The following is an 18,393-nucleotide window of genomic DNA, read 5'->3' on the forward strand; positions in this document are numbered from 1 at the left end:
GTGTTGCGCGTGCCGTCGTATCTGCTGCGTGTCGAGCTGGAGGACCGCCCGGGCAGCCTCGGTTCGCTGGCCGTGGCCCTGGGGTCCGTCGGCGCCGACATCCTGTCCCTGGACGTGGTCGAGCGCACCTCCGGCTATGCCGTCGACGACCTGGTGGTCGAACTCCCCCCGGGTGCGATGCCCGACATGCTGATCACCGCCGCCGAGAAGATCAGCGGCGTCTACGTCGACAGCATCCGGCCGCACACCGGGCTGCTCGAGGCGCACCGTGAGCTCGAGCTCATCGACCACGTGGCCGCGGCGAACGGCAAAGATCGCCGCCTGCAGGTGCTGGTCGACGAGGCGCCCAAGGTGTTGCGGGTCGGCTGGTGCACGGTGACGCGCCTGACCGAGCAGGGACCTCAGCGCGTGGTCGGCAGCTCAGGGGCCCCGGAGACGCAGGCCGCGCAGACCCCATGGCTGCCGCTGGATTCTCCGAAAGCGCTGGACGGCCACGCGGACTGGGTGCCCCAGGTGTGGCGCGACATGGACACGACGTTGACGGCCGCACCGCTGGGCGACACCCACACCGCGATCGTGCTCGGCCGGCCGGGCGGACCCGAATTCCGTCCCAGCGAGGTGGCGCGGCTGGGTTACCTGGCCGGCATCATCGCGACGATCCTGCGTTAGCCCTCGGGCGGGACGGCCTCCGACACCGCGTCGGGGCCGCTGTCGAGCAATCGGCGGAAACCGTCCTCGTCGAGCACCGGGACGCCGAGTTCGATGGCCTTGTCGTACTTGGACCCCGGGGCGTCGCCGGCGACCACGTACGCCGTCTTCTTCGACACCGAGCTGGCGGCCTTGCCGCCGCGCGCGATGATCGCTTCCTTCGCGTCGTCGCGGCTGAAGCCCGCCAACGAGCCCGTGACGACGATCGACAGGCCTTCGAGCGTGCGCTCGATGCTGGCGTCGCGCTCGTCTTCCATCCGGACGCCGGCCGCCCGCCACTTGTCGACGATCGCGCGGTGCCAGTCGACGGTGAACCAGTCGGTGACGGCGGCGGCGATCGTCGGGCCGACGCCTTCAGTGGCGGCGAGCTGTTCTTCCGAGGCCGACGTGATCGCCTCGAGGCTGCCGAATTCGGTGGCCAGCGCGCGCGCTGCCGTGGGACCGACGTGTCGGATGGACAGCGCCACCAGTACCCGCCACAGCGGTTGCGCCTTGGCCTTGTCCAGATTGGTCAGCAGCCGCTTGCCGTTCGCCGAGACCTGACCGGCCTTGGTGGTGAACAACTCGGTCCGCAGCAGATCGTCGGCGGTCAACCCGAAGATGTCGCCCTCGTCGGTGATGACGCCGGCCTGCAACAGTGCGGTGGCGGCCTCATAACCGAGTCCCTCGATGTCGAAGGCGCCGCGACCGGCGACGTGGAACACCCGCTCCCGCAACTGCGCCGGACAGGACCGGGAGTTGGGGCAGCGTATGTCGGCGTCACCCTCTTTGGCCGGCGCCAACTCGGTTCCGCACTCGGGGCAGTGCGTCGGCATCGTGAACTCACGCTCGGAGCCGTCACGTAGATCCACCACCGGTCCGAGCACCTCGGGAATGACGTCGCCGGCCTTGCGGATCACCACCGTGTCGCCGATCAGCACGCCCTTGCGCTTGACCTCCGACCCGTTGTGCAACGTGGCCAGCCCGACCGTCGACCCCGCGACTTTCACGGGCTCCATGTAGGCGAACGGGGTCACCCGGCCCGTGCGGCCCACATTGACGCGGATGTCGAGGAGCTTGGTGGTCGCCTCCTCCGGCGGATACTTGTATGCCACCGCCCACCGGGGTGCTCGCGATGTCGCCCCCAGTCGGCGCTGCAACGCCACCTCGTCCACCTTGACCACCACGCCATCGATCTCGTGCTCGACATCGTGGCGGTGCTCACCCCAGTAGGCGATGCGTTCGGTGGCCGCCTGAAGACCCTTGACCTGGGCGGTGTGGTCGGACACCGGCAGCCCCCACGCGCCGAGCGCGCGGTAGGCATCGTGCAGCGTCGCGAACGGAAAGCCGCCGGGGCTCTCGATGTGCCCCAGTCCGTGGCAGATCATCCGCAGCCGGCGCTTCGCGGTGACCGCGGGGTTCTTCTGGCGCAGTGAGCCGGCGGCGCTGTTGCGCGGATTGGCGAACGGGGGCTTGCCCTCGGCAACCAGGCCCGCGTTCAGTTCTTCGAAGTCCGCCACCCGGAAGAACACCTCACCGCGCACCTCGAGCACCGGGGGGACAGGGAATTCATCTGTGGCGGTGAGGGTTTCGGGGATGTCCTCGATGGTGCGCGCGTTGAGTGTGACGTCTTCGCCGGTGCGCCCGTCACCTCGCGTGGCCGCGCGGACGAGCCGCCCCTCGCGATAGACGAGCGCGAGTGCCACGCCATCGATCTTGAGCTCACACAGGTACTGGGCATGCGGACCGATCTCCCCCGCGATACGCGCCGCCCACGCAGCCAGCTCCTCGGGATCGAAGACGTTGTCCAGGCTGAGCATCCGCTCGAGGTGCTCGGCCGGGGTGAAGTCCGTCGCGAAACCGGCGCCGCCGACGAGCTGGGTGGGTGAGTCAGGGGTGCGCAGCTCGGGATGTTCGTCCTCGAGCGCCTGCAGGCGGCGCAGCAGGGTGTCAAACTCGGCGTCGGAGACGACCGGCGCGTCACGCACGTAATAGCGGAACTGGTGCTGGCGCACCTCGTCGGCGAGCTCCTGCCACTGCCGCCGGACCTCCGCGTCCGGGGCGTCGTCGGCCTGCTCGGCCAGCACTGCCTCGGGATCAGGGGACGCCTTCGGACTCACCCTGGCAGGCTATCGAAGCGCACCGACACCGCCGGTCGCGCCTGCTGACTACGCTCTCGGTGGCGTTGAACAAATTGATGACGCAGCTCGACGAAGAGCGAGCCGGCGCGGTCCGGACATGATTCGATCGGAGACACCATGAGCTTCTCTAGCCCCTTCCCCGAAGTCGACATCCCCACCGCGAGCGTCTACGACTACCTGTTCTCCGGACTGGCGGGCCCCGACGCCGAGCACCTGGACCGCATCGCGTTGATCGACTCCACCACCGGCCGGCAGACCAGCTACCGCGAAATGGTCGGGCGCATCGACTCATTCGCGGGTGCGCTCGCTGCCAGGGGGTTGGGCGTCGGCGATGTGGTCGGACTCCTCGCCCCGAACAGCTCGGCATTCGCGGTGGCATTTCACGGCATTCTGCGATCCGGGGCGACGGCGACGACCATCAACGCCTTGTTCACCGCGAAGGACATCGCCAAGCAGCTGACGGACTCGCGGGCGGCGCTGCTGATCACGGTGTCGGCGCTGGCACCGCAGGCCGCCGAGGCCGTCGAACTGGTCGGTTTGCCCGCGGAGAACCTCGTGGTGCTCGACGGAGCAGGACGGGCGGCAGACGGTCACCCCAATGCCGTCGAACTGCTCGACGGCAACGCCGCGGCACCGGAGGTGACGTTCGCCCCGTCGTCGCATCTGGCGGCGCTGCCCTACAGCTCGGGCACGACGGGCAACCCCAAGGGTGTGATGCTCACCCACCGCAACCTGGTGGCCAACGTCGCACAGATCAGACCGCTGCACGGCATGGTGCCCGATGACGTGGTGCTGGCGGTATTGCCGTTCTTCCACATCTACGGGATGACCGTGCTGCTGAACGCTGCGCTGCACGCCCGCGCCCGCCTGGTCATCATGCCGAGCTTCGATCTCGCCAAGTTCCTCGGCAACATCGCCGAGCACCGCGCCACGATCGCGTTCATCGCGCCGCCGGTGGCTGTCGCCCTCGCCAAGCACCCGATGGTCGACGAGCACGACCTGTCCTCCCTGAAGGTGGTGATGTCGGGGGCGGCTCCGTTGGACGCCGAACTCGGTCGCGCCGTGGCGCAGCGGCTGGACTGCCGGGTCGTGCAGGGATACGGCATGAGTGAGCTCAGCCCGGTCAGCCACATCACCCCGTTCGACGCCGGTGCCCACGACATGCACGTCGACGCACCGCTGAGTTCGGTGGGGTGGACGGTGTCCAACGCAGTGTCCAAGATCGTCGACCCGGAGACCGGCAAAGACATCAACCCGCCGGACGAAGGCCTGTCCGCCACCGGCGAACTGTGGTTCAAGGGACCCAACGTGATGGCCGGATACCTCAACAACGACGAGGCCACCCGCAGCACCGTCGACGACGACGGGTGGTTGCACACCGGAGATCTCGCCCAGGTCGACGCCCACGGGTGCGTGTACATCGTGGACCGGCTCAAGGAGCTCATCAAGTACAAGGGCTACCAGGTGCCGCCGGCCGAACTGGAGGCCGTGCTGCTGGGCCATCCCGGAATCGCCGACGCGGCCGTCATCGGGGTGACCAACGACGAGGGCGAAGAGGTACCCAAGGCGTACGTGGTGAAGCAGGCCGGCGCGGACCTCACCGAGGACGAGGTCATCGAGTTCGTCGCGGGCCAGGTGGCGCCCTACAAGAAGGTGCGCAAGGTCCAATTCATCGACGCCATACCGAAATCGGCGTCGGGGAAGATCCTGCGCAAGGATCTGCGCACCGCCTGAGCGGCACCCCTCGGCGCTAGGCGGAATCCGGGTCCTCGGCCAGGCCGTCGGCGACTTTCTGCGCCAGCTCGACCGCACGCCGGGCCCACTCGGCCGTCGCACCAGCCAGCCCGCACGCCGGAGTGACACCGACCCGGTCGCGCAGCACGGTCCGGGGAAAGCCGAGCCGATCGGTCACCGCGGCGACCGCGGCCGCGACCTCCTCGACGGCGGGCCGGTGCGAGGGCGCGACCGCCGGCACCGCACCCAGCAGCACCGTGCGACCGGATTCGAGAAACTCCCCCACCCCGTCGAGATCGGTCGCGCTCAGGGTGCCGACATCGACCATCACCGCCGCAATCGTGCTGCGCTGCAACACAGTCCATGGGATGTCGGCGGCGCAGCAGTGCACCGCGACCTCGCCGCCCACGCGGGCGACGCACTGATCGAGCAGATCGACGACCACCGCGGCGTCCACCGGGTGGACCGGGTTCAGACTGCTCACTCCGCTCAGTCGGCCGGTCAGCGCCGCCGGCAGGGTGGGCTCGTCGAACTGCACGACGACGGTGGCCTGCAGGCGCCGCTCCAGCTGAGCGCGATGCACCGCCACGCCTTCGGCCAGCGACGCAGTGAGATCGCGTACGGCGCCGGCATCGGTGATCGCGCGGTGTCCGCCACCCAGTTCCAGGTGCGCGGCGAGCGTCACCGGGCCGGGGGCCTGCACCTTGACCACCCGGTCGCCACCGCGCAATCCCGCCTTCTCCCAGGCTTCTTCGAGCGCGTCGACGTCCTCGTCGAGCAGGCTCATCGCACGGCGCGTCGCGGCGCTGCGCCCCCCGGCGATGCGGTAGCCGCGCGGCACGGTGTCCAGGGTGATGTCGACCAGCAACGCGCCCGCGCGGCCGATCAGGTCCGCGCCCACGCCGCGGCCCGGCAGCTCGACCAGATGGGGCAGCCGATGCAGCTCCCCCACGACAACCTCGGCCGCCTCACGGACCGACGTACCCGGCCACGATCCGATCCCTGTCGCGGCGGCGAAAGCACTCACTCGCCCGACGATAGGCGACGCACTACTGTCGGGGCATGACGGGCCGTGTGCTGCTGTGCGCGCTGGCCGTCGTCGTTTCCGGGTGTACACAGACCGTCGCGGGCTCCGCCACGCGGCCGGTACCCGCGCTCGACGAGAACTCCCGGTCGCCGGTCGATGTCGACGCCGTGTTGTTGGATCGGTCGCAGATGCAGGCGCTCAGCGGTGCCGGTTCCGATCTGACACCGGTACCCGGAATGGAAAGCAAAGTGCCGGTGGACATTCCGACGGATCAAGGGTTTCTCCCCGACGCATTCGCCCGGGATCTTCCGCAGGAGTGCGGCTGGCTGCTCGCCGAGACCGAGGTGTTCGGACCTGACGTCGAGGAGTTCCACAAGACCACGTACCAGAGCCCCCGACGGGGCGGTCTGCTCTCTCAGGCCGCTGCCGGTTATCGCGACACCGCGACCGCGGTGACCGCACTGACCGACCTGACCCGGCGCGTTTCGGCCTGCGGGGGTACCGAACGGGGCCCGATGCTGGTCGGCGACGTCGTCGCGACGGGTGATTCGGTGCAGATCCGTCCGGGCTCGTGCGGCCGTGACTACCGGGTGAAGTCGGTGGTGCTGATCGAGGTGACGTCGTGTTCGTTCCCCGACTCGGTGCCCGATCTGGTGATGACGAACATCGCCGACAACGTGCCGGGCTGATCGGCGCTAGGGAAGCACCGGCGCGGGGTGCGGGAGCGGGTGGGCGCCCTGCGGGCGCAACCCGTCGAAGATGATCGCGAGGTAGCGCCGCCACAGCGTCGGCGACGGATCGGCGACGTTCTCGACGGCATGGACCGGTGCACACATCAGCAGGAAGACGTCGGCTTCGGTGATGTCGGCGCGGATCACTCCCGCCTCCCGGGCGCGCCCGACGAGCACATCGAGGCTCTCGTGTAATTCGGTGCGCGCGTTCACCACTCGGGGATCGTGATCGCTGGCGGTCTGGGCAAACGTCAGGTCGTGCTGACGCCGCTGGTCTGCGGCGACGGTGAGGAACTCCAGCAGGGCTTCTCCCGGATCGGGAGCATCAGCGAGTTCCCTTGCCGCGCCTGACAATACGGCGAGGTGATCACAGACGATCGAGGCGATCAGATCTTCTTTGGTGGCGAAGTGCCGGAACACGGTACCCTTGGCCACCCCGGCCTCTGCCGCGATGTCGGCCACAGAGGCAGCGTGGCCTTTCTCGGCGAAGACCTTCTCGGCCGCCGCCAGCAGCGACGCGCGATTGCGGGCGGCATCGGCGCGCTGGGTTCTGGCGGGTGATGACATGACCTCAGGGTATCAAGTTGACCGCCCGGTCATCTTCTGCCAGAGTAAAAAACATGACCGCATGGTCATGTTCACCGCCCGACAAGGAGACCATCATGCAGATCAACGGCGCCACCGCGCTGGTCACCGGCGCGAACCGCGGCCTCGGCCGGTCGTTCGCCGTCGAACTCCTTCGCCGCGGTGCGACGGTGTACGCCGCCGTGCGGCGTCCGGAGCTCGTCGACATCCCGGGCGTCCGCGCCCTGCGCCTCGACATCACCGACGCCGCCCAGGTCGACGCCGCCGCCGAGATCGCCGGCGACGTCGACCTTCTGATCAACAACGCGGCCGACACCGCCGGGGGCAACCTGATCACGGGCGACCCCCGGGCGATCAGGTCCGTGATGGACACCAACTACCACGGCACCCTGGCGGTGATCCGTGCATTCGCACCCGTCCTGGCCCGCAACGGAGGCGGCGCGATCCTCAACGTCCTGTCGGCGGCCGCGTGGACGACTGTCGATGGAAACGCCGCCTACGCTGCCTCGAAGTCGGCCGAGTGGGGTCTGACGAACAACGTGCGCATGGAACTCGCCGGGCAGGGCACGCATGTCGCAGCACTGATTCCGGGTCTGATCGGCACGCAGACGCTCTTCGACTTCGCAGAAGAGCACGGAATCGAATTGCCCGAGGGAGCTGCCATCGATCCCGCCGACCTCGTCAGCGTGGCCCTCGACGGGCTCGAGGCGGGCGAGGTGGAGATCTTCGACTCGCTCGGCCGCAAGGCCAAGGATTATCTGTCCGGGCCACCAACCAGCTTTCCCTTCGCCGTGTAGTCACGGTCGGGGCGCGCCGAAAGCCTCGCGCCTGAGCGGAAGTCTTCGGTCAGCGCGCCTCGGTGATCGTGGCGCTGCCCAGCACCTCGTCCCCGAGCGGGTCCGGGCGGTAGAGGACCAGCGTCTGCCCCGGCGCCACCCCGCGCAGCGGAGTACGAAGATCGACGACCACGACACCATCGTCGACGTGTGCCACCGCGTCCGCCATACCGCCGTGGGCGCGCACCTGAACCGTGCACTCGATCGGCCCCTCGGGGATCACCCCCGAGGTGAACACCGGACGCTCGCCGCGCAGCGAGTGCACCTCGAGATCGGCGACGTCACCCACGTAGACCGTGGCGGTGTCGGCGTCGATACCGGTGACGTAGCGCGGCCGGCCGTCGGGGCCGGGACCGGCGATCCCGAGGCCCTTGCGCTGACCGATCGTGAACCCGTGCACGCCATCGTGTTCGGCCAGGACCGCACCGGTGGTGTCGACGACGGTGCCCCGGCGCACGCCGATCCGTGCCCCCAGGAACGCTCGGGTGTCCCCGGACGGGATGAAGCAGATGTCGTGACTGTCGGCCTTGTCGGCGACGGACAGTCCCCGCTGGGCGGCCTCCTCGCGGATCTGCGCCTTGGGGGTGTCCCCGATCGGAAACACGGCGTGCCGCAACTGCTCTGCACTCAGCACCGCCAGCACGTAGGACTGGTCCTTGTCGTGATCCACAGCGCGGCGCAACCGCCCGTCCGACAGCTGGGCGTAGTGACCGGTGGCCAACGCATCGAAGCCCAGCGCCAACGCGCGAGCCGCCAACGCCGCGAACTTGATTCGCTCATTGCAGCGCACGCAGGGATTGGGAGTCTCACCCCTCGCGTAGGACTCGACGAAGTCGTCGATGACGTCCTCTTTGAACCGGTCGGCGAAATCCCAGACGTAGAAGGGGATGTCGAGCACATCGGCGACGCGGCGGGCATCGCCGGCGTCCTCCTTCGAGCAGCATCCCCGTGAGCCGGTGCGCAGCGTGCCCGGCGCGGACGACAGTGCCAGGTGCACGCCCGTCACGTCGTGTCCGGCGTCCACCATCCGCGCCGCCGCCACCGAGGAGTCGACGCCGCCGCTCATCGCGACCAGAACCCGCATGACTACGCCCGTCCCGCGGCGCTCGCCAGAGCCGCTTGCCGTGCGCGCTCGACGGCAGCGGGCAGCACCGCCAAGACCGCGTCGATGTCGGAGTCGGTGCTGGTGTGCCCCAGCGAGAATCGCAGCGATCCGCGAGCACTGGCGGGGTCGGCGCCCATCGCGGTCAGCACGTGTGAGGGTTGCGCCACCCCGGCGGTGCATGCCGAACCGGTGGAGCATTCGATTCCCTTGGCGTCCAACAGCATCAGCAGCGAGTCGCCCTCACACCCGCGGAAGGTGAAGTGGGTGTTGCCGGGCAGCCGGTCCGCCCCCGTCGGGCCGTTGAGGTCGACGTCGTCGATGGTCGCGAGCACCTCGGCGATCATCCGGTCCCGCAGGGCACGAACCCGCGCGGCCGTGGCATCCATGGTCTCGACGGCGTCGCGCGCCGCGGCCGCCATACCGGTGACGCCCGCGACATCCTGCGTGCCCGAACGCACGTCGCGTTCCTGACCACCGCCGTGCAGCTGCGGGGTGCACGCGGTGTCGCGCCGCAGCAGGAGCGCGCCCACCCCGGTGGGTCCACCGAATTTGTGGGCGGTGACGCTCATCGCCGACAGCCCGGACGCGGCGAAGTCGACCGGGAGCTGGCCGACGGCCTGCACCGCATCGCTGTGCATCGGAACGCCGACGGCCGCGCAGACCTCGGCGAGCTCGGCGATCGGCATGATCGTGCCGACCTCGTTGTTGGCCCACATCACCGATACCAGGGCGACGTCGGCGGGATCGCCGATCGCGGTGCGCAACGCCTCGGCCGAGACCACCCCGTGCCGATCGACCGGCACCCAGGTCACCTCGGCTCCTTCGTGGTCGACCAGCCATTCGACGGCGTCGAGGACCGCGTGGTGCTCCACCGGCGTCGTGACGATCCGACGGCGGGCGGGATCGACGTCGCGGCGGGCCCAGTAAATGCCTTTGACGGCGAGGTTGTCGCTTTCGGTACCGCCGGCGGTGAAGACCACCTCCGAGGGGCGCGCGCCGAGCAGGCCGGCCAGCGTCTCACGCGACTCCTCCAGCCGGCGCCGCGCCGAGCGGCCCGATCCGTGCAGCGAGGACGCGTTCCCGACCGAGGTCAGCGCTGCGGCCACCGCCTCGATGGCAGCTGGGCGCATCGGGGTGGTGGCAGCGTGGTCGAGATACACCGCGGACGCAGTCACAACGCTCCACAATAGCCGTGACCGGAGTCGCGCCCGTAGTCGAGAGCTCAGGCCGCCAGGGCGTGGCGCTGGCCGCGGGCGGTGACCGCGGAGGTATCGGTCCCCCGCACGGCGGCCTCGCACCGCGCGGCGAGGTCTCGCCGATCCTCGCCCGGCAGCTGCAGCGATTCGACACGCACGTGCACGACGGTGCGTTGCGCTGTGACGAGCCTGCGGATCGAGGTGAGCAGGCTGTCGTCGCCGATGTAGGCCGCGGCCGTCGACGCCCGCCCGTCGCGGTGGTGATAACTGAGCCGCAGGGGTTGCACGGGCCGGCCGGCGTCGATCGCGGCCTGGAACATCGCCGGGCGGAACGGGCCGTATGCCAGGCCGCACCACGTCGTGCCCTCGGGGAACGCCACGACGGTGCGTCCGGCGCGGAGCCTTTCGGCCACGGCGTGAACCACCTCGGGAAGGCGGCGCAGGTTGTCCCGTTCGATGGGGATGACCTTCATCAGCCGGGCCAGCGCGCCGAGCCCGGGCCACCCGATCATCTCCGCTTTGGCGACGAAGGCGCCGGGCATGACGGCTCCGATCGCGAAGACGTCCACCCAGGACACGTGCCCGCTGACGACGAGTACCCCGGGCACGTTGCGAATCGGCCCGCCGGACACGGTGATTCGAATACCCAGGCAACGCAGTACGACGCGGCAGTACCGGCGCTGCAGATGGGACCGGCCGGGTAGCGGCACCGCCAGCAGCGGCAGGGTGGGCAGCAGCAGAACCGTCAGCGTGGCCCGCAACGCGACGCGGCAGACGACCGCGGCGCGCCGACTCGACGTCGCACTGCCCGCGGAAATACAGGTCGGGCCGCATGACGCGGCGGGTAACCAGGCGTGGGGACGGGCGTTCACGACGCGCTGACCGCCGCGGTCGCCGCACCTGCAGAGCGCAATCGCGCCAGATAGCGGGTGTCAGCTCGGCGCTTGTCGAGCAGAGCCGGGAAGTCGCCGACGCCGAAATCGGGATCGTGGGCGGGTTCACCGCAGACCTGGGCGCCCAGCCGCAGGTATCCGCGCATCAGCGGCGGCACCGATGCCCGGGCGGGCGGCGCGATGTCGTCGAGGGCCCGGCCGTCGACGATCACCGGGCGGTAGGGGTGGACGGTGAGTTCGCGCGGTGCGCGGTGGCGGCGCGTCACGAAGTCGCGGACGCCGCGCAGGTGGGTGCCGGCGGGTTCGATCCCGGCGGGATCGGCGACCGGCACCGAGACGCATCCGGTCACGTAGTCGTAGCCGCTGTGGTCGAGGTAGGCCAGGATGCCGGACCACATCATCAGCACGACCGCGCCGTTGCGGTGCCCGTCGCGCACCACCGCGCGGCCCATCTCGACCAGCGACGGCCGGAGCGCATCGAGGGCCGAGACGTCGAATTCGGTGGCGGTGTAGAGACCCCCGGCGGCGATCGCGCCGGGCGGGGGGAGCATGCGGTAGCACCCGACCAGCTCGCCGGTGCGCTCCTCGCGGACCAGCAGGTGATCGCAGTACTCGTCGAAGCGGTCGGCGTCCAGATCGGCTCCGCTGTCGGCGAGCGCGAAGCCCGGCTCCGAGGTGAACACGTCGTGGCGCAGCCGCTGGGCGGCCTCGATCGAGGCGTCGTCGCGGCACAGCAGCAGCGAGTAGCGGGGCGCCGGGCCGGCCGCCCCGTCAGTGTCGTCGGGGTTGGCTTGGGCGTCTTGGGCGGAGATGAGTACAGAAGCAGTGCTCATGGTCAGCACGGTCGCGCAGGAGATCGGCGCGACGGCAAGCGGTGCGTGACGTGTTCATGAGCGCTGGGTGACGGTTCGGGTGTGCACCCTTGTGACAGCGAACGGCCCCCGTCGCGGAGACGGGGGCCGTTCGGTGTAGCTGCTGGCGATCAGCCCTTGCGAGCCTTGATGGCCTCGGTCAGCTGCGGGGTGACCTTGAACAGGTCGCCCACGATGCCGAGATCAGCGATCTCGAAGATCGGCGCCTCTTCGTCCTTGTTCACCGCGACGATCGTCTTCGACGTCTGCATGCCGGCGCGGTGCTGGATCGCCCCGGAGATGCCGAGCGCGATGTAGAGCTGCGGCGACACGGTCTTGCCGGTCTGGCCCACCTGGAACTGCCCGGGGTAGTAGCCGCTGTCGACGGCCGCACGGGAGGCGCCGACCGCGCCACCGAGCGAGTCGGCGAGCTCTTCGACGACCTTGAAGTTCTCCTCGCTACCGACCCCGCGACCGCCGGAGACGACCACGGTCGCCTCGGTCAGTTCGGGACGGTCACCCGCGACTGCGGGCTCGCGCTTGGTGATCTTGGTCGCATTCTCCGCGGGTGCGGGCACCTCGACGTTGACGACCTCGCCGGCGCCGTCGGACGGCGCCGCCTCGATCGAGCCGGGACGGACGGTGATCACCGGGGTGTCGCCGACGGCCTCGGCCTCGACGGTGTAGGCCCCGCCGAAGATCGAGTGGATGCCGACGCCGCCCTCGCGGACCTCGACGACGTCACTGAGGATGCCCGCCCCGATGCGTGCGGCGAGCCGTCCGGCGATCTCCTTGCCGTCGGCGCTGGACGCCAGGATGACCGCCGCAGGCGATGCGGACTCGGCCAGCGAGGCGAGCACGTCGACGTAGGGGGTGATCAGGTAGTTCTCGGCGTCGTCCGATTCGGCGACGTAGATCTTCGCAGCGCCGGCTGCCTTGAGTCCGTCGACGAGCCCGTCGGCGGTGCCGGGCTTGCCCACCACGACGGCGGAGGGCTCGCCCAGTGTGCGGGCGGCGGTGATCAGTTCGGAGGTGACCTTCTTCAGCGCACCTTCAGCGTGCTCCACGAGCACCAGTACTTCAGCCATGAGATTCGTTGCCTCTGAGTCTTTCGGTGATGGAAGGGGGGAATGGAGGGGGGTGCCTAGACGATCTGCTAGACGATCTTCTGGGCGACCAGGTACTCGGCGATCTTCGTGCCGCCCTCGCCCTCGTCGGTGATCTTCTCGCCCGCGGTCTTGGGCGGCTTCGGCGTCGACGTCCGCACCTTGGACCCGGCGTTGGCGACACCCACCTCGTCGGCTTCCACGCCGATCTCGGCGAGCGTCAGCTTCGTCACTTCCTTCTTCTTGGCGGCCATGATGCCCTTGAAGGACGGGAAGCGCGGTTCGTTGATCTTCTCGTTGACGCTGACCACGGCGGGCAGGTTCGCCTCGAGGGTGAACACGCCGTCGTCGGTCTCGCGCTCGCCGGTGACCTTGCCGCCTTCGACGGTGAGCTTGCGCACGTGCGTCAGCTGCGGGAGGCCGAGGTACTCGGCGATGATGGCCGGCACGGCTCCACCGGTTCCGTCGGTGGCCTCGTTACCGGCGATGACCAGCTCGGTGCCCTCGATGGTGCCCAGCGCGCGGGCCAGCGCCCACCCGGTCTGCACCATGTCCGAGCCGTGCAGACCCTCGTCGACGAGGTGCACCGCCTTGTCGGCGCCCATGGACAGCGCCTTGCGGATCGCCTCGGTGGCACGCTCGGGCCCGGCGGTGAGCACCGTCACCGTGCTGTCGCCGCCCTCGCGCTCCTTGATCAGCAGCGCCTCCTCGACGGCGCGCTCGTTGATCTCGTCGAGCACGGCGTCGGCGGCCTCGCGGTCGAGGGTCCAGTCACCCTCGGACAGCTTGCGCTCGGACCATGTGTCGGGAACCTGCTTGATCAGAACCACGATGTTCGTCATGAGTTCGTCCTTCTCGAAGGGGCCGGTGACCGGCCCGCCTTATCACGTTTGGAGCTCTCATCCCCATGTTACCAGTCGGTAACTTAAGGCGGTTCGCAAAAACACCATAGCTGGTCGAAGTTTGCGATCTCGCCCGCCCGGGTGCGACGAACTATTCGTCATCGCTCGGTTACGGGTTAGCCTGCCTTCCGATGAGCACACACGTGACCACCTCCGAGGCGAGTCAGCCGCCGGCCGAGGCGCCCATGGCCCTGACCGGCGAACGAACCGTGCCCGGCGTTGCCGAGGAGAACTACTGGTTCCGCCGCCATGAGGTCGTCTACCGCGATCTCCTCGACCGCCTGGCCGACCGCTTCGCCGGCGCCGAGGTACTGGAGGCCGGCTGTGGCGAAGGTTACGGAGCCGACCTGATCGCCGATGTCGCCCGCGGTGTGATCGGCCTCGACTACGACGAATACGCCGTCGCCCACGTCCGGGCCCGTTATCCCCGTGTCGACATGCGCCACGGGAACCTCGCCGAGCTACCGCTGCCCGACGCGTCGGTGGACATCGTGGTCAATTTCCAGGTGATCGAGCACCTATGGGACCAGGGGCAGTTCGTCGCCGAATGCCGACGGGTCCTGCGGCCCGGCGGCCTGCTGCTGATGTCGACGCCCAACCGGATCACCTTCACCCCCCACAGTGACACCCCGGTCAACCCGTTCCACACCCGCGAGCTCAACGCCGCGGAGCTGACGGAACTGCTGACCGACGCCGGCCTGCGCGTGGACGCCCTCTACGGCGTGCACCACGGCGCCCGACTGCGCGAGATCGACGCACGGCACGGCGGATCGATCATCGACGCCCAGATCACCCGCGCGCTCTCCGATGCGCCGTGGCCGGCGGACCTGCTCGCCGACATCGCCTCGATCACGATCGAGGACTTCGACATCGTGCAGGACATCGAGCAGGACAGCCGCCCCATTGACGAGAGCCTCGACCTGGTCGCGATCGCGGTACGACCGTGACCTCGGAGCAGTCGACAGCCGAGCCGGTACCGGGGCTGTTCACCTTCGTCCTGCACACCCACCTCCCGTGGCTGGCTCACCACGGCCGCTGGCCGGTCGGCGAGGAGTGGCTCTACCAGTCGTGGTCGGCGGCCTACCTGCCGCTGGTGCGGGTGTTGCGCACCCTGGCCGCCGAGAACAGGCAGCACCTGATCACCCTTGGCGTCACCCCTGTCGTGGCGGCCCAGCTCGACGATCCCTACTGCCTGCAGGGCATGCACCACTGGGTGGCCAACTGGCGGCTGCGCGCCCGCGAAGCCGCCACGATGCGCACCCCGACGGGACCATCCCCCGCTTCCGCACCAGAAGCATTGCGCCGCTTCGGGTCCCGCGAGCTCGCCGAAGCCGATCGCGAGCTCGCGGAGTTCGAGACACTGTGGCGACACGGCGGCAGCCCGGTGCTCCGGGAACTCATCGACGGTGACGTCATCGAGCTGCTGGGCGGCCCGCTGGCGCACCCCTTCCAACCCCTGCTCACCCCGCGGCTCCGCGACTTCGCCCTGCGCGAGGGCCTCGCCGACGCGGGTCAGCGCTTCGCTCACCAGCCGGCAGGCATCTGGGCGCCGGAGTGTGCCTACGCCCCCGGAATGGAAAGCGATTACGCCGCAGCAGGAGTCGGCCACTTCATGGTCGACGGCCCATCACTGCACGGCGACACCGCCCTCGGGCGGCCGGTCGCAGACTCCCCCGTGGTGGCGTTCGGCCGCGACCTGACCGTGAGTTACCGCGTGTGGTCGCCACGCTCCGGCTATCCCGGCCACGCCGCCTACCGCGACTTCCACACCTACGACCACGCCACGGGGCTCAAACCCGCCCGGGTCACCGGACGCAACGTGCCCTCGGAGGAGAAGGCGCCCTACGACCCCGAGCGCGCCGCGGCGGCCATCGACGTGCACGTCGCCGATTTCGTCGCGACGGTGCGGGAGCGCCTCCTCAGCGAGAGCGCACGCATCGGCCGGCCTGCCCACGTAGTCGCGGCGTTCGACACAGAGCTTTTCGGGCACTGGTGGTACGAGGGCCCGCAGTGGCTCGAGCAGGTCCTGCGCGCGCTACCGGCGGCGGGCATCCAGGTGGGTACCCTGGCCGACGCACTGGCTGCCGGGTACGTGGGCCAGCCGGTCGAATTGCCGCCCAGCTCATGGGGATCCGGTAAGGACTGGCAGGTGTGGTCGGGCGAGCAGGTGGCCGACCTGGTACGCCTCAACACCGAAGTCGTCGACACCGCGCTCAGCACCGTGGACAAAGCGCTGGCCAATTCGCAGGGCTCCCGGATGGTCGTGGCCGACCAGATCCTGCGGGAGACCCTGCTGACGGTGTCGAGCGACTGGCCGTTCATGGTCAGCAAGGACTCGGCTGCCGACTACGCCCGCTACCGGGCGCACCTGCACGCCCACGCCACCCGCGAGATCGCCGACGCCCTGGCCTCGGGCCGCACCGAGCACGCCGAACGTCTGGCGTCAGGCTGGAATCGCGCCGACGGTCTGTTCGGCGCGCTGGACGCGCGCCGACTGCCGAGCCCGTGACATGAAGGTCCTCCTGATCTCGTGGGAGTACCCGCCGGTCGTGATCGGCGGGCTGGGCAGGCACGTCCACCACCTGGCGACCGAACTCGTCGCCGCCGGTCATGAGGTCGTCGTGCTCAGCCGCAGGCCCACCGGCACCGATCCGGCCACCCACCCGACGACCGACGAGATGAGCGAGGGCGTGCGCGTGGTCGCCGCCGCCGAGGACCCGCACGAATTCGCCTTCGGCACCGACATGATGGCCTGGATTCTGGCAATGGGGCACGCCATGCTGCGCGCCGGCCTGACCTTCGGCGACTGGCGACCCGATGTCGTGCACGCCCACGACTGGCTGGTGGCCCATCCTGCCGTCGCGCTGGCGCAGTTCTTCGATGTACCACTGGTTTCCACCATCCACGCCACCGAAGCGGGCCGGCACTCCGGCTGGGTGAGCGGGGCGGTCAGCCGGCAGGTACACGCGCTGGAATCCTGGTTGGTACACGAATCCGACTCCCTCATCACGTGTTCGGCGTCCATGCGCGAGGAGATCACCGCACTGTTCGGCCCCGGCCTCTCCGAGATCGCCGTCATCCGCAACGGAATCGACACGCACGGTTGGCCTTACGCGTCGCGTCGACCGCGGACCGGGCCCGCGGAGCTGCTCTACTTCGGCCGGCTCGAGTACGAGAAGGGGGTCCACGACGCGATCGCCGCCCTCCCCCGCATCCGGCGAACCCATCCGGGGACCACGCTGACGATCGCCGGGGACGGCACCCAGCGGGCGTTCCTGGTCGAGCAGGCTCGGCGGCACCGCGTGCTCAAGGCCGTCGACTTCGTCGGCCAGGTCGACCACGAACAACTGCTGGCCCTGCTGCACCGGACTGACATCGCGGTGCTGCCGTCGCGGTACGAACCGTTCGGCATCGTCGCGTTGGAGGCCGCCGCAGCGGGCGCACCCCTGGTGGTGTCCGACGCCGGCGGCCTCGGCGAGGCCGTCGGCCACGGCACCACCGGCCACACGTTCCCCCCGGGCGACGTCGCCGCGCTGGCGAGCGCCGTGCGCACCGCCCTCGATGATCCCGACGCCGCCCAACGCGCAGCGATCGCCGCCCGTGAACGGCTCACCTCCGAGTTCGCGTGGGCGACCGTCGCCGCAGAGACTGCGCAGGTCTACCTCGGCGCCAAACGTGGCGAGCGCCGGCCTCACCCGCGCCGACCGATCGCTGAGCTGGCGCTACCCGAGCGACACCGCGACGGCTAGCGCGAGGCTTTCTTGCGTTCGATGTCGGCCAGCGCCGCCGCCAGTTCGGCCCGCTGGGCGGCCGTCGTCTCCCACGACGTCTTGCGGTTCTTGACCACCTTGGCCGGCGCTCCCACCGCGATCGAGAAGTCCGGGATGTCACCTCGGACCACCGCGTGTGAGCCGAGCACGCACCCGCGCCCGATCGTGGTGTTCCGCAGCACGCTGACCTTCACCCCGACCCAGGTGTCCGGGCCGATCCGCACCGGGCCCTTGATGATTCCCTGGTCTTTGATCGGCAACTCGATGTTGTCCATCCGGTGGTCGAAGTCGCAGATGTAGCACCAGTCGGCCATCAGCACCGAATCGCCGAGCTCGATGTCGAGGTAGGTGTTGATCACGTTGTCGCGGCCGAGCACCACCTTGTCACCGATCCGCAGGGACCCCTCGTGGCAGCGGATGGTGTTCTTGTCGCCGATGTGCACCCACCGGCCGATCTCCATCTGGGAGAGCTCGGGCGTCGCCTGGATCTCCACGTCCTTGCCGAGGAACACCATGCCGCGAGTGATGATGTGCGGGTTGGCGAGTTTGAACTTCAGCAGACGCCAGTACCGGACCAGGTACCACGGCGTGTAGGCGCGGTTGGCGAGCACCCATTTCAGCGAGGCCATGGTGAGGAAGTTGGCCTGGCGAGGATCCCGCAGCCGCGATCCACGCCAGCGCTTGTGCAGCGGCGCGCCCCACATCGTCGTCCTGGCCGGAAAGCCTACGCGAGCGTGCAGTACCCATTCCCGTGTCGCTCCGCTCCTGCCCACCGGGGGCGAGCGGTTACCCTCACGGGGGCTCTCGGTCCACCGCCCATGTCCCCCGC

At 69.5% G+C, this 18,393-nt stretch carries 17 protein-coding genes; 7 read left to right on the forward strand and 10 right to left on the reverse strand.

Annotated features, from left to right (window positions below; translation table 11 throughout):
• Nucleotides 1-9: 9 nt before the first annotated feature.
• The gene (locus DMB80_RS03835) at nucleotides 10-669 is read left to right on the forward strand and encodes an ACT domain-containing protein (protein WP_082133149.1); all 660 of its coding nucleotides are present in this window, start codon (nucleotides 10-12) and stop codon (nucleotides 667-669) included.
• Here the strand turns inward: DMB80_RS03835 and ligA are convergent.
• Nucleotides 666-2,774 carry an NAD-dependent DNA ligase LigA gene (gene ligA / locus DMB80_RS03840; protein ID WP_420812119.1) on the reverse strand — a complete coding sequence of 703 codons (2,109 nt, stop codon included), beginning with the start codon at nucleotides 2,772-2,774 and terminating at the stop codon, nucleotides 666-668. The two genes, DMB80_RS03835 and ligA, sit on opposite strands and share 4 nt — an antisense overlap.
• Nucleotides 2,775-2,945: 171 nt before the next feature.
• Here ligA and DMB80_RS03845 point away from each other — a divergent pair, with 171 nt between their 5' ends.
• A complete protein-coding gene (locus DMB80_RS03845) occupies nucleotides 2,946-4,562 on the forward strand; it encodes a 4-coumarate--CoA ligase family protein (RefSeq protein ID WP_111508618.1) in 1,617 nt (538 codons plus the stop codon).
• A 16-nt stretch (nucleotides 4,563-4,578) separates the two neighbouring features.
• Here DMB80_RS03845 and DMB80_RS03850 read toward each other — a convergent pair whose 3' ends face one another.
• Complete coding sequence (locus tag DMB80_RS03850; protein WP_111508619.1) at nucleotides 4,579-5,589, reverse strand: uroporphyrinogen decarboxylase/cobalamine-independent methonine synthase family protein; 1,011 nt, start codon at nucleotides 5,587-5,589, stop codon at nucleotides 4,579-4,581.
• 35 nt (nucleotides 5,590-5,624) lie between these two features.
• On the opposite strand from DMB80_RS03850, the gene DMB80_RS03855 reads away from it, so the two are divergent.
• A complete protein-coding gene (locus tag DMB80_RS03855; protein WP_111508620.1) occupies nucleotides 5,625-6,278 on the forward strand; it encodes a sensor domain-containing protein in 654 nt (217 codons plus the stop codon).
• 6 nt (nucleotides 6,279-6,284) lie between these two features.
• On the opposite strand, the gene DMB80_RS03860 is transcribed toward DMB80_RS03855, so the two are convergent.
• Complete coding sequence (locus DMB80_RS03860; protein ID WP_111508621.1) at nucleotides 6,285-6,887, reverse strand: TetR/AcrR family transcriptional regulator; 603 nt, start codon at nucleotides 6,885-6,887, stop codon at nucleotides 6,285-6,287.
• Between the two features lie 95 nt (nucleotides 6,888-6,982).
• On the opposite strand from DMB80_RS03860, the gene DMB80_RS03865 reads away from it, so the two are divergent.
• Entirely contained in the window at nucleotides 6,983-7,702 is a 720-nt protein-coding gene (locus DMB80_RS03865) for an SDR family NAD(P)-dependent oxidoreductase (protein WP_111508715.1), read from the forward strand.
• 49 nt (nucleotides 7,703-7,751) lie between these two features.
• On the opposite strand, the gene mnmA is transcribed toward DMB80_RS03865, so the two are convergent.
• The 6 genes from mnmA to DMB80_RS03895 all read right to left on the reverse strand — a co-directional run bounded on the left by mnmA (nucleotide 7,752) and on the right by DMB80_RS03895 (nucleotide 13,734).
• Nucleotides 7,752-8,825 (reverse strand): tRNA 2-thiouridine(34) synthase MnmA, encoded by a 1,074-nt coding sequence (gene mnmA, locus DMB80_RS03870; RefSeq protein ID WP_111508622.1) that lies wholly within the window; start codon nucleotides 8,823-8,825, stop codon nucleotides 7,752-7,754.
• Nucleotides 8,826-8,827: 2 nt separating this feature from the next.
• A complete protein-coding gene (locus tag DMB80_RS03875) occupies nucleotides 8,828-10,021 on the reverse strand; it encodes a cysteine desulfurase family protein (RefSeq protein WP_111508623.1) in 1,194 nt (397 codons plus the stop codon).
• Between the two features lie 47 nt (nucleotides 10,022-10,068).
• Nucleotides 10,069-10,914 (reverse strand): lysophospholipid acyltransferase family protein, encoded by an 846-nt coding sequence (locus DMB80_RS03880; protein ID WP_111508624.1) that lies wholly within the window; start codon nucleotides 10,912-10,914, stop codon nucleotides 10,069-10,071.
• Entirely contained in the window at nucleotides 10,911-11,768 is an 858-nt protein-coding gene (locus DMB80_RS03885) for a GNAT family N-acetyltransferase (RefSeq protein ID WP_111508716.1), read from the reverse strand. The genes DMB80_RS03880 and DMB80_RS03885 overlap by 4 nt, the downstream gene beginning before the upstream one ends.
• Before the next feature lie 149 nt (nucleotides 11,769-11,917).
• Nucleotides 11,918-12,874, reverse strand: a complete 957-nt coding sequence (locus tag DMB80_RS03890) for an electron transfer flavoprotein subunit alpha/FixB family protein (protein WP_046362377.1) — start codon at nucleotides 12,872-12,874, stop codon at nucleotides 11,918-11,920.
• 68 nt (nucleotides 12,875-12,942) lie between these two features.
• A complete protein-coding gene (locus tag DMB80_RS03895) occupies nucleotides 12,943-13,734 on the reverse strand; it encodes an electron transfer flavoprotein subunit beta/FixA family protein (protein WP_111508625.1) in 792 nt (263 codons plus the stop codon).
• A 191-nt stretch (nucleotides 13,735-13,925) separates the two neighbouring features.
• On the opposite strand from DMB80_RS03895, the gene DMB80_RS03900 reads away from it, so the two are divergent.
• The 3 genes from DMB80_RS03900 to DMB80_RS03910 are packed head-to-tail and all read left to right on the forward strand — an operon-like array spanning nucleotide 13,926 to nucleotide 17,543.
• Nucleotides 13,926-14,741: a class I SAM-dependent methyltransferase gene (locus DMB80_RS03900; RefSeq protein WP_240430991.1), complete on the forward strand. Its 816-nt coding sequence runs from the start codon at nucleotides 13,926-13,928 to the stop codon at nucleotides 14,739-14,741.
• On the forward strand, nucleotides 14,738-16,303 hold the full coding sequence (locus DMB80_RS03905; protein WP_111508626.1) for a 1,4-alpha-glucan branching protein domain-containing protein: 1,566 nt from the start codon (nucleotides 14,738-14,740) through the stop codon (nucleotides 16,301-16,303). The genes DMB80_RS03900 and DMB80_RS03905 overlap by 4 nt, the downstream gene beginning before the upstream one ends.
• Before the next feature lies 1 nt (nucleotide 16,304).
• Entirely contained in the window at nucleotides 16,305-17,543 is a 1,239-nt protein-coding gene (locus DMB80_RS03910; protein WP_111508627.1) for a glycosyltransferase family 4 protein, read from the forward strand.
• Here the strand turns inward: DMB80_RS03910 and DMB80_RS03915 are convergent.
• Nucleotides 17,540-18,268, reverse strand: coding sequence for an acyltransferase (locus DMB80_RS03915; RefSeq protein ID WP_111508628.1), 729 nt, complete (start codon nucleotides 18,266-18,268; stop codon nucleotides 17,540-17,542). The two genes, DMB80_RS03910 and DMB80_RS03915, sit on opposite strands and share 4 nt — an antisense overlap.
• Between the last annotated feature and the right edge of the window lie 125 nt (nucleotides 18,269-18,393).

The organism is Mycobacterium kyogaense, assembly GCF_003254575.1.
GTDB classification, from domain to species: Bacteria; Actinomycetota; Actinomycetes; order Mycobacteriales; family Mycobacteriaceae; genus Mycobacterium; species Mycobacterium kyogaense.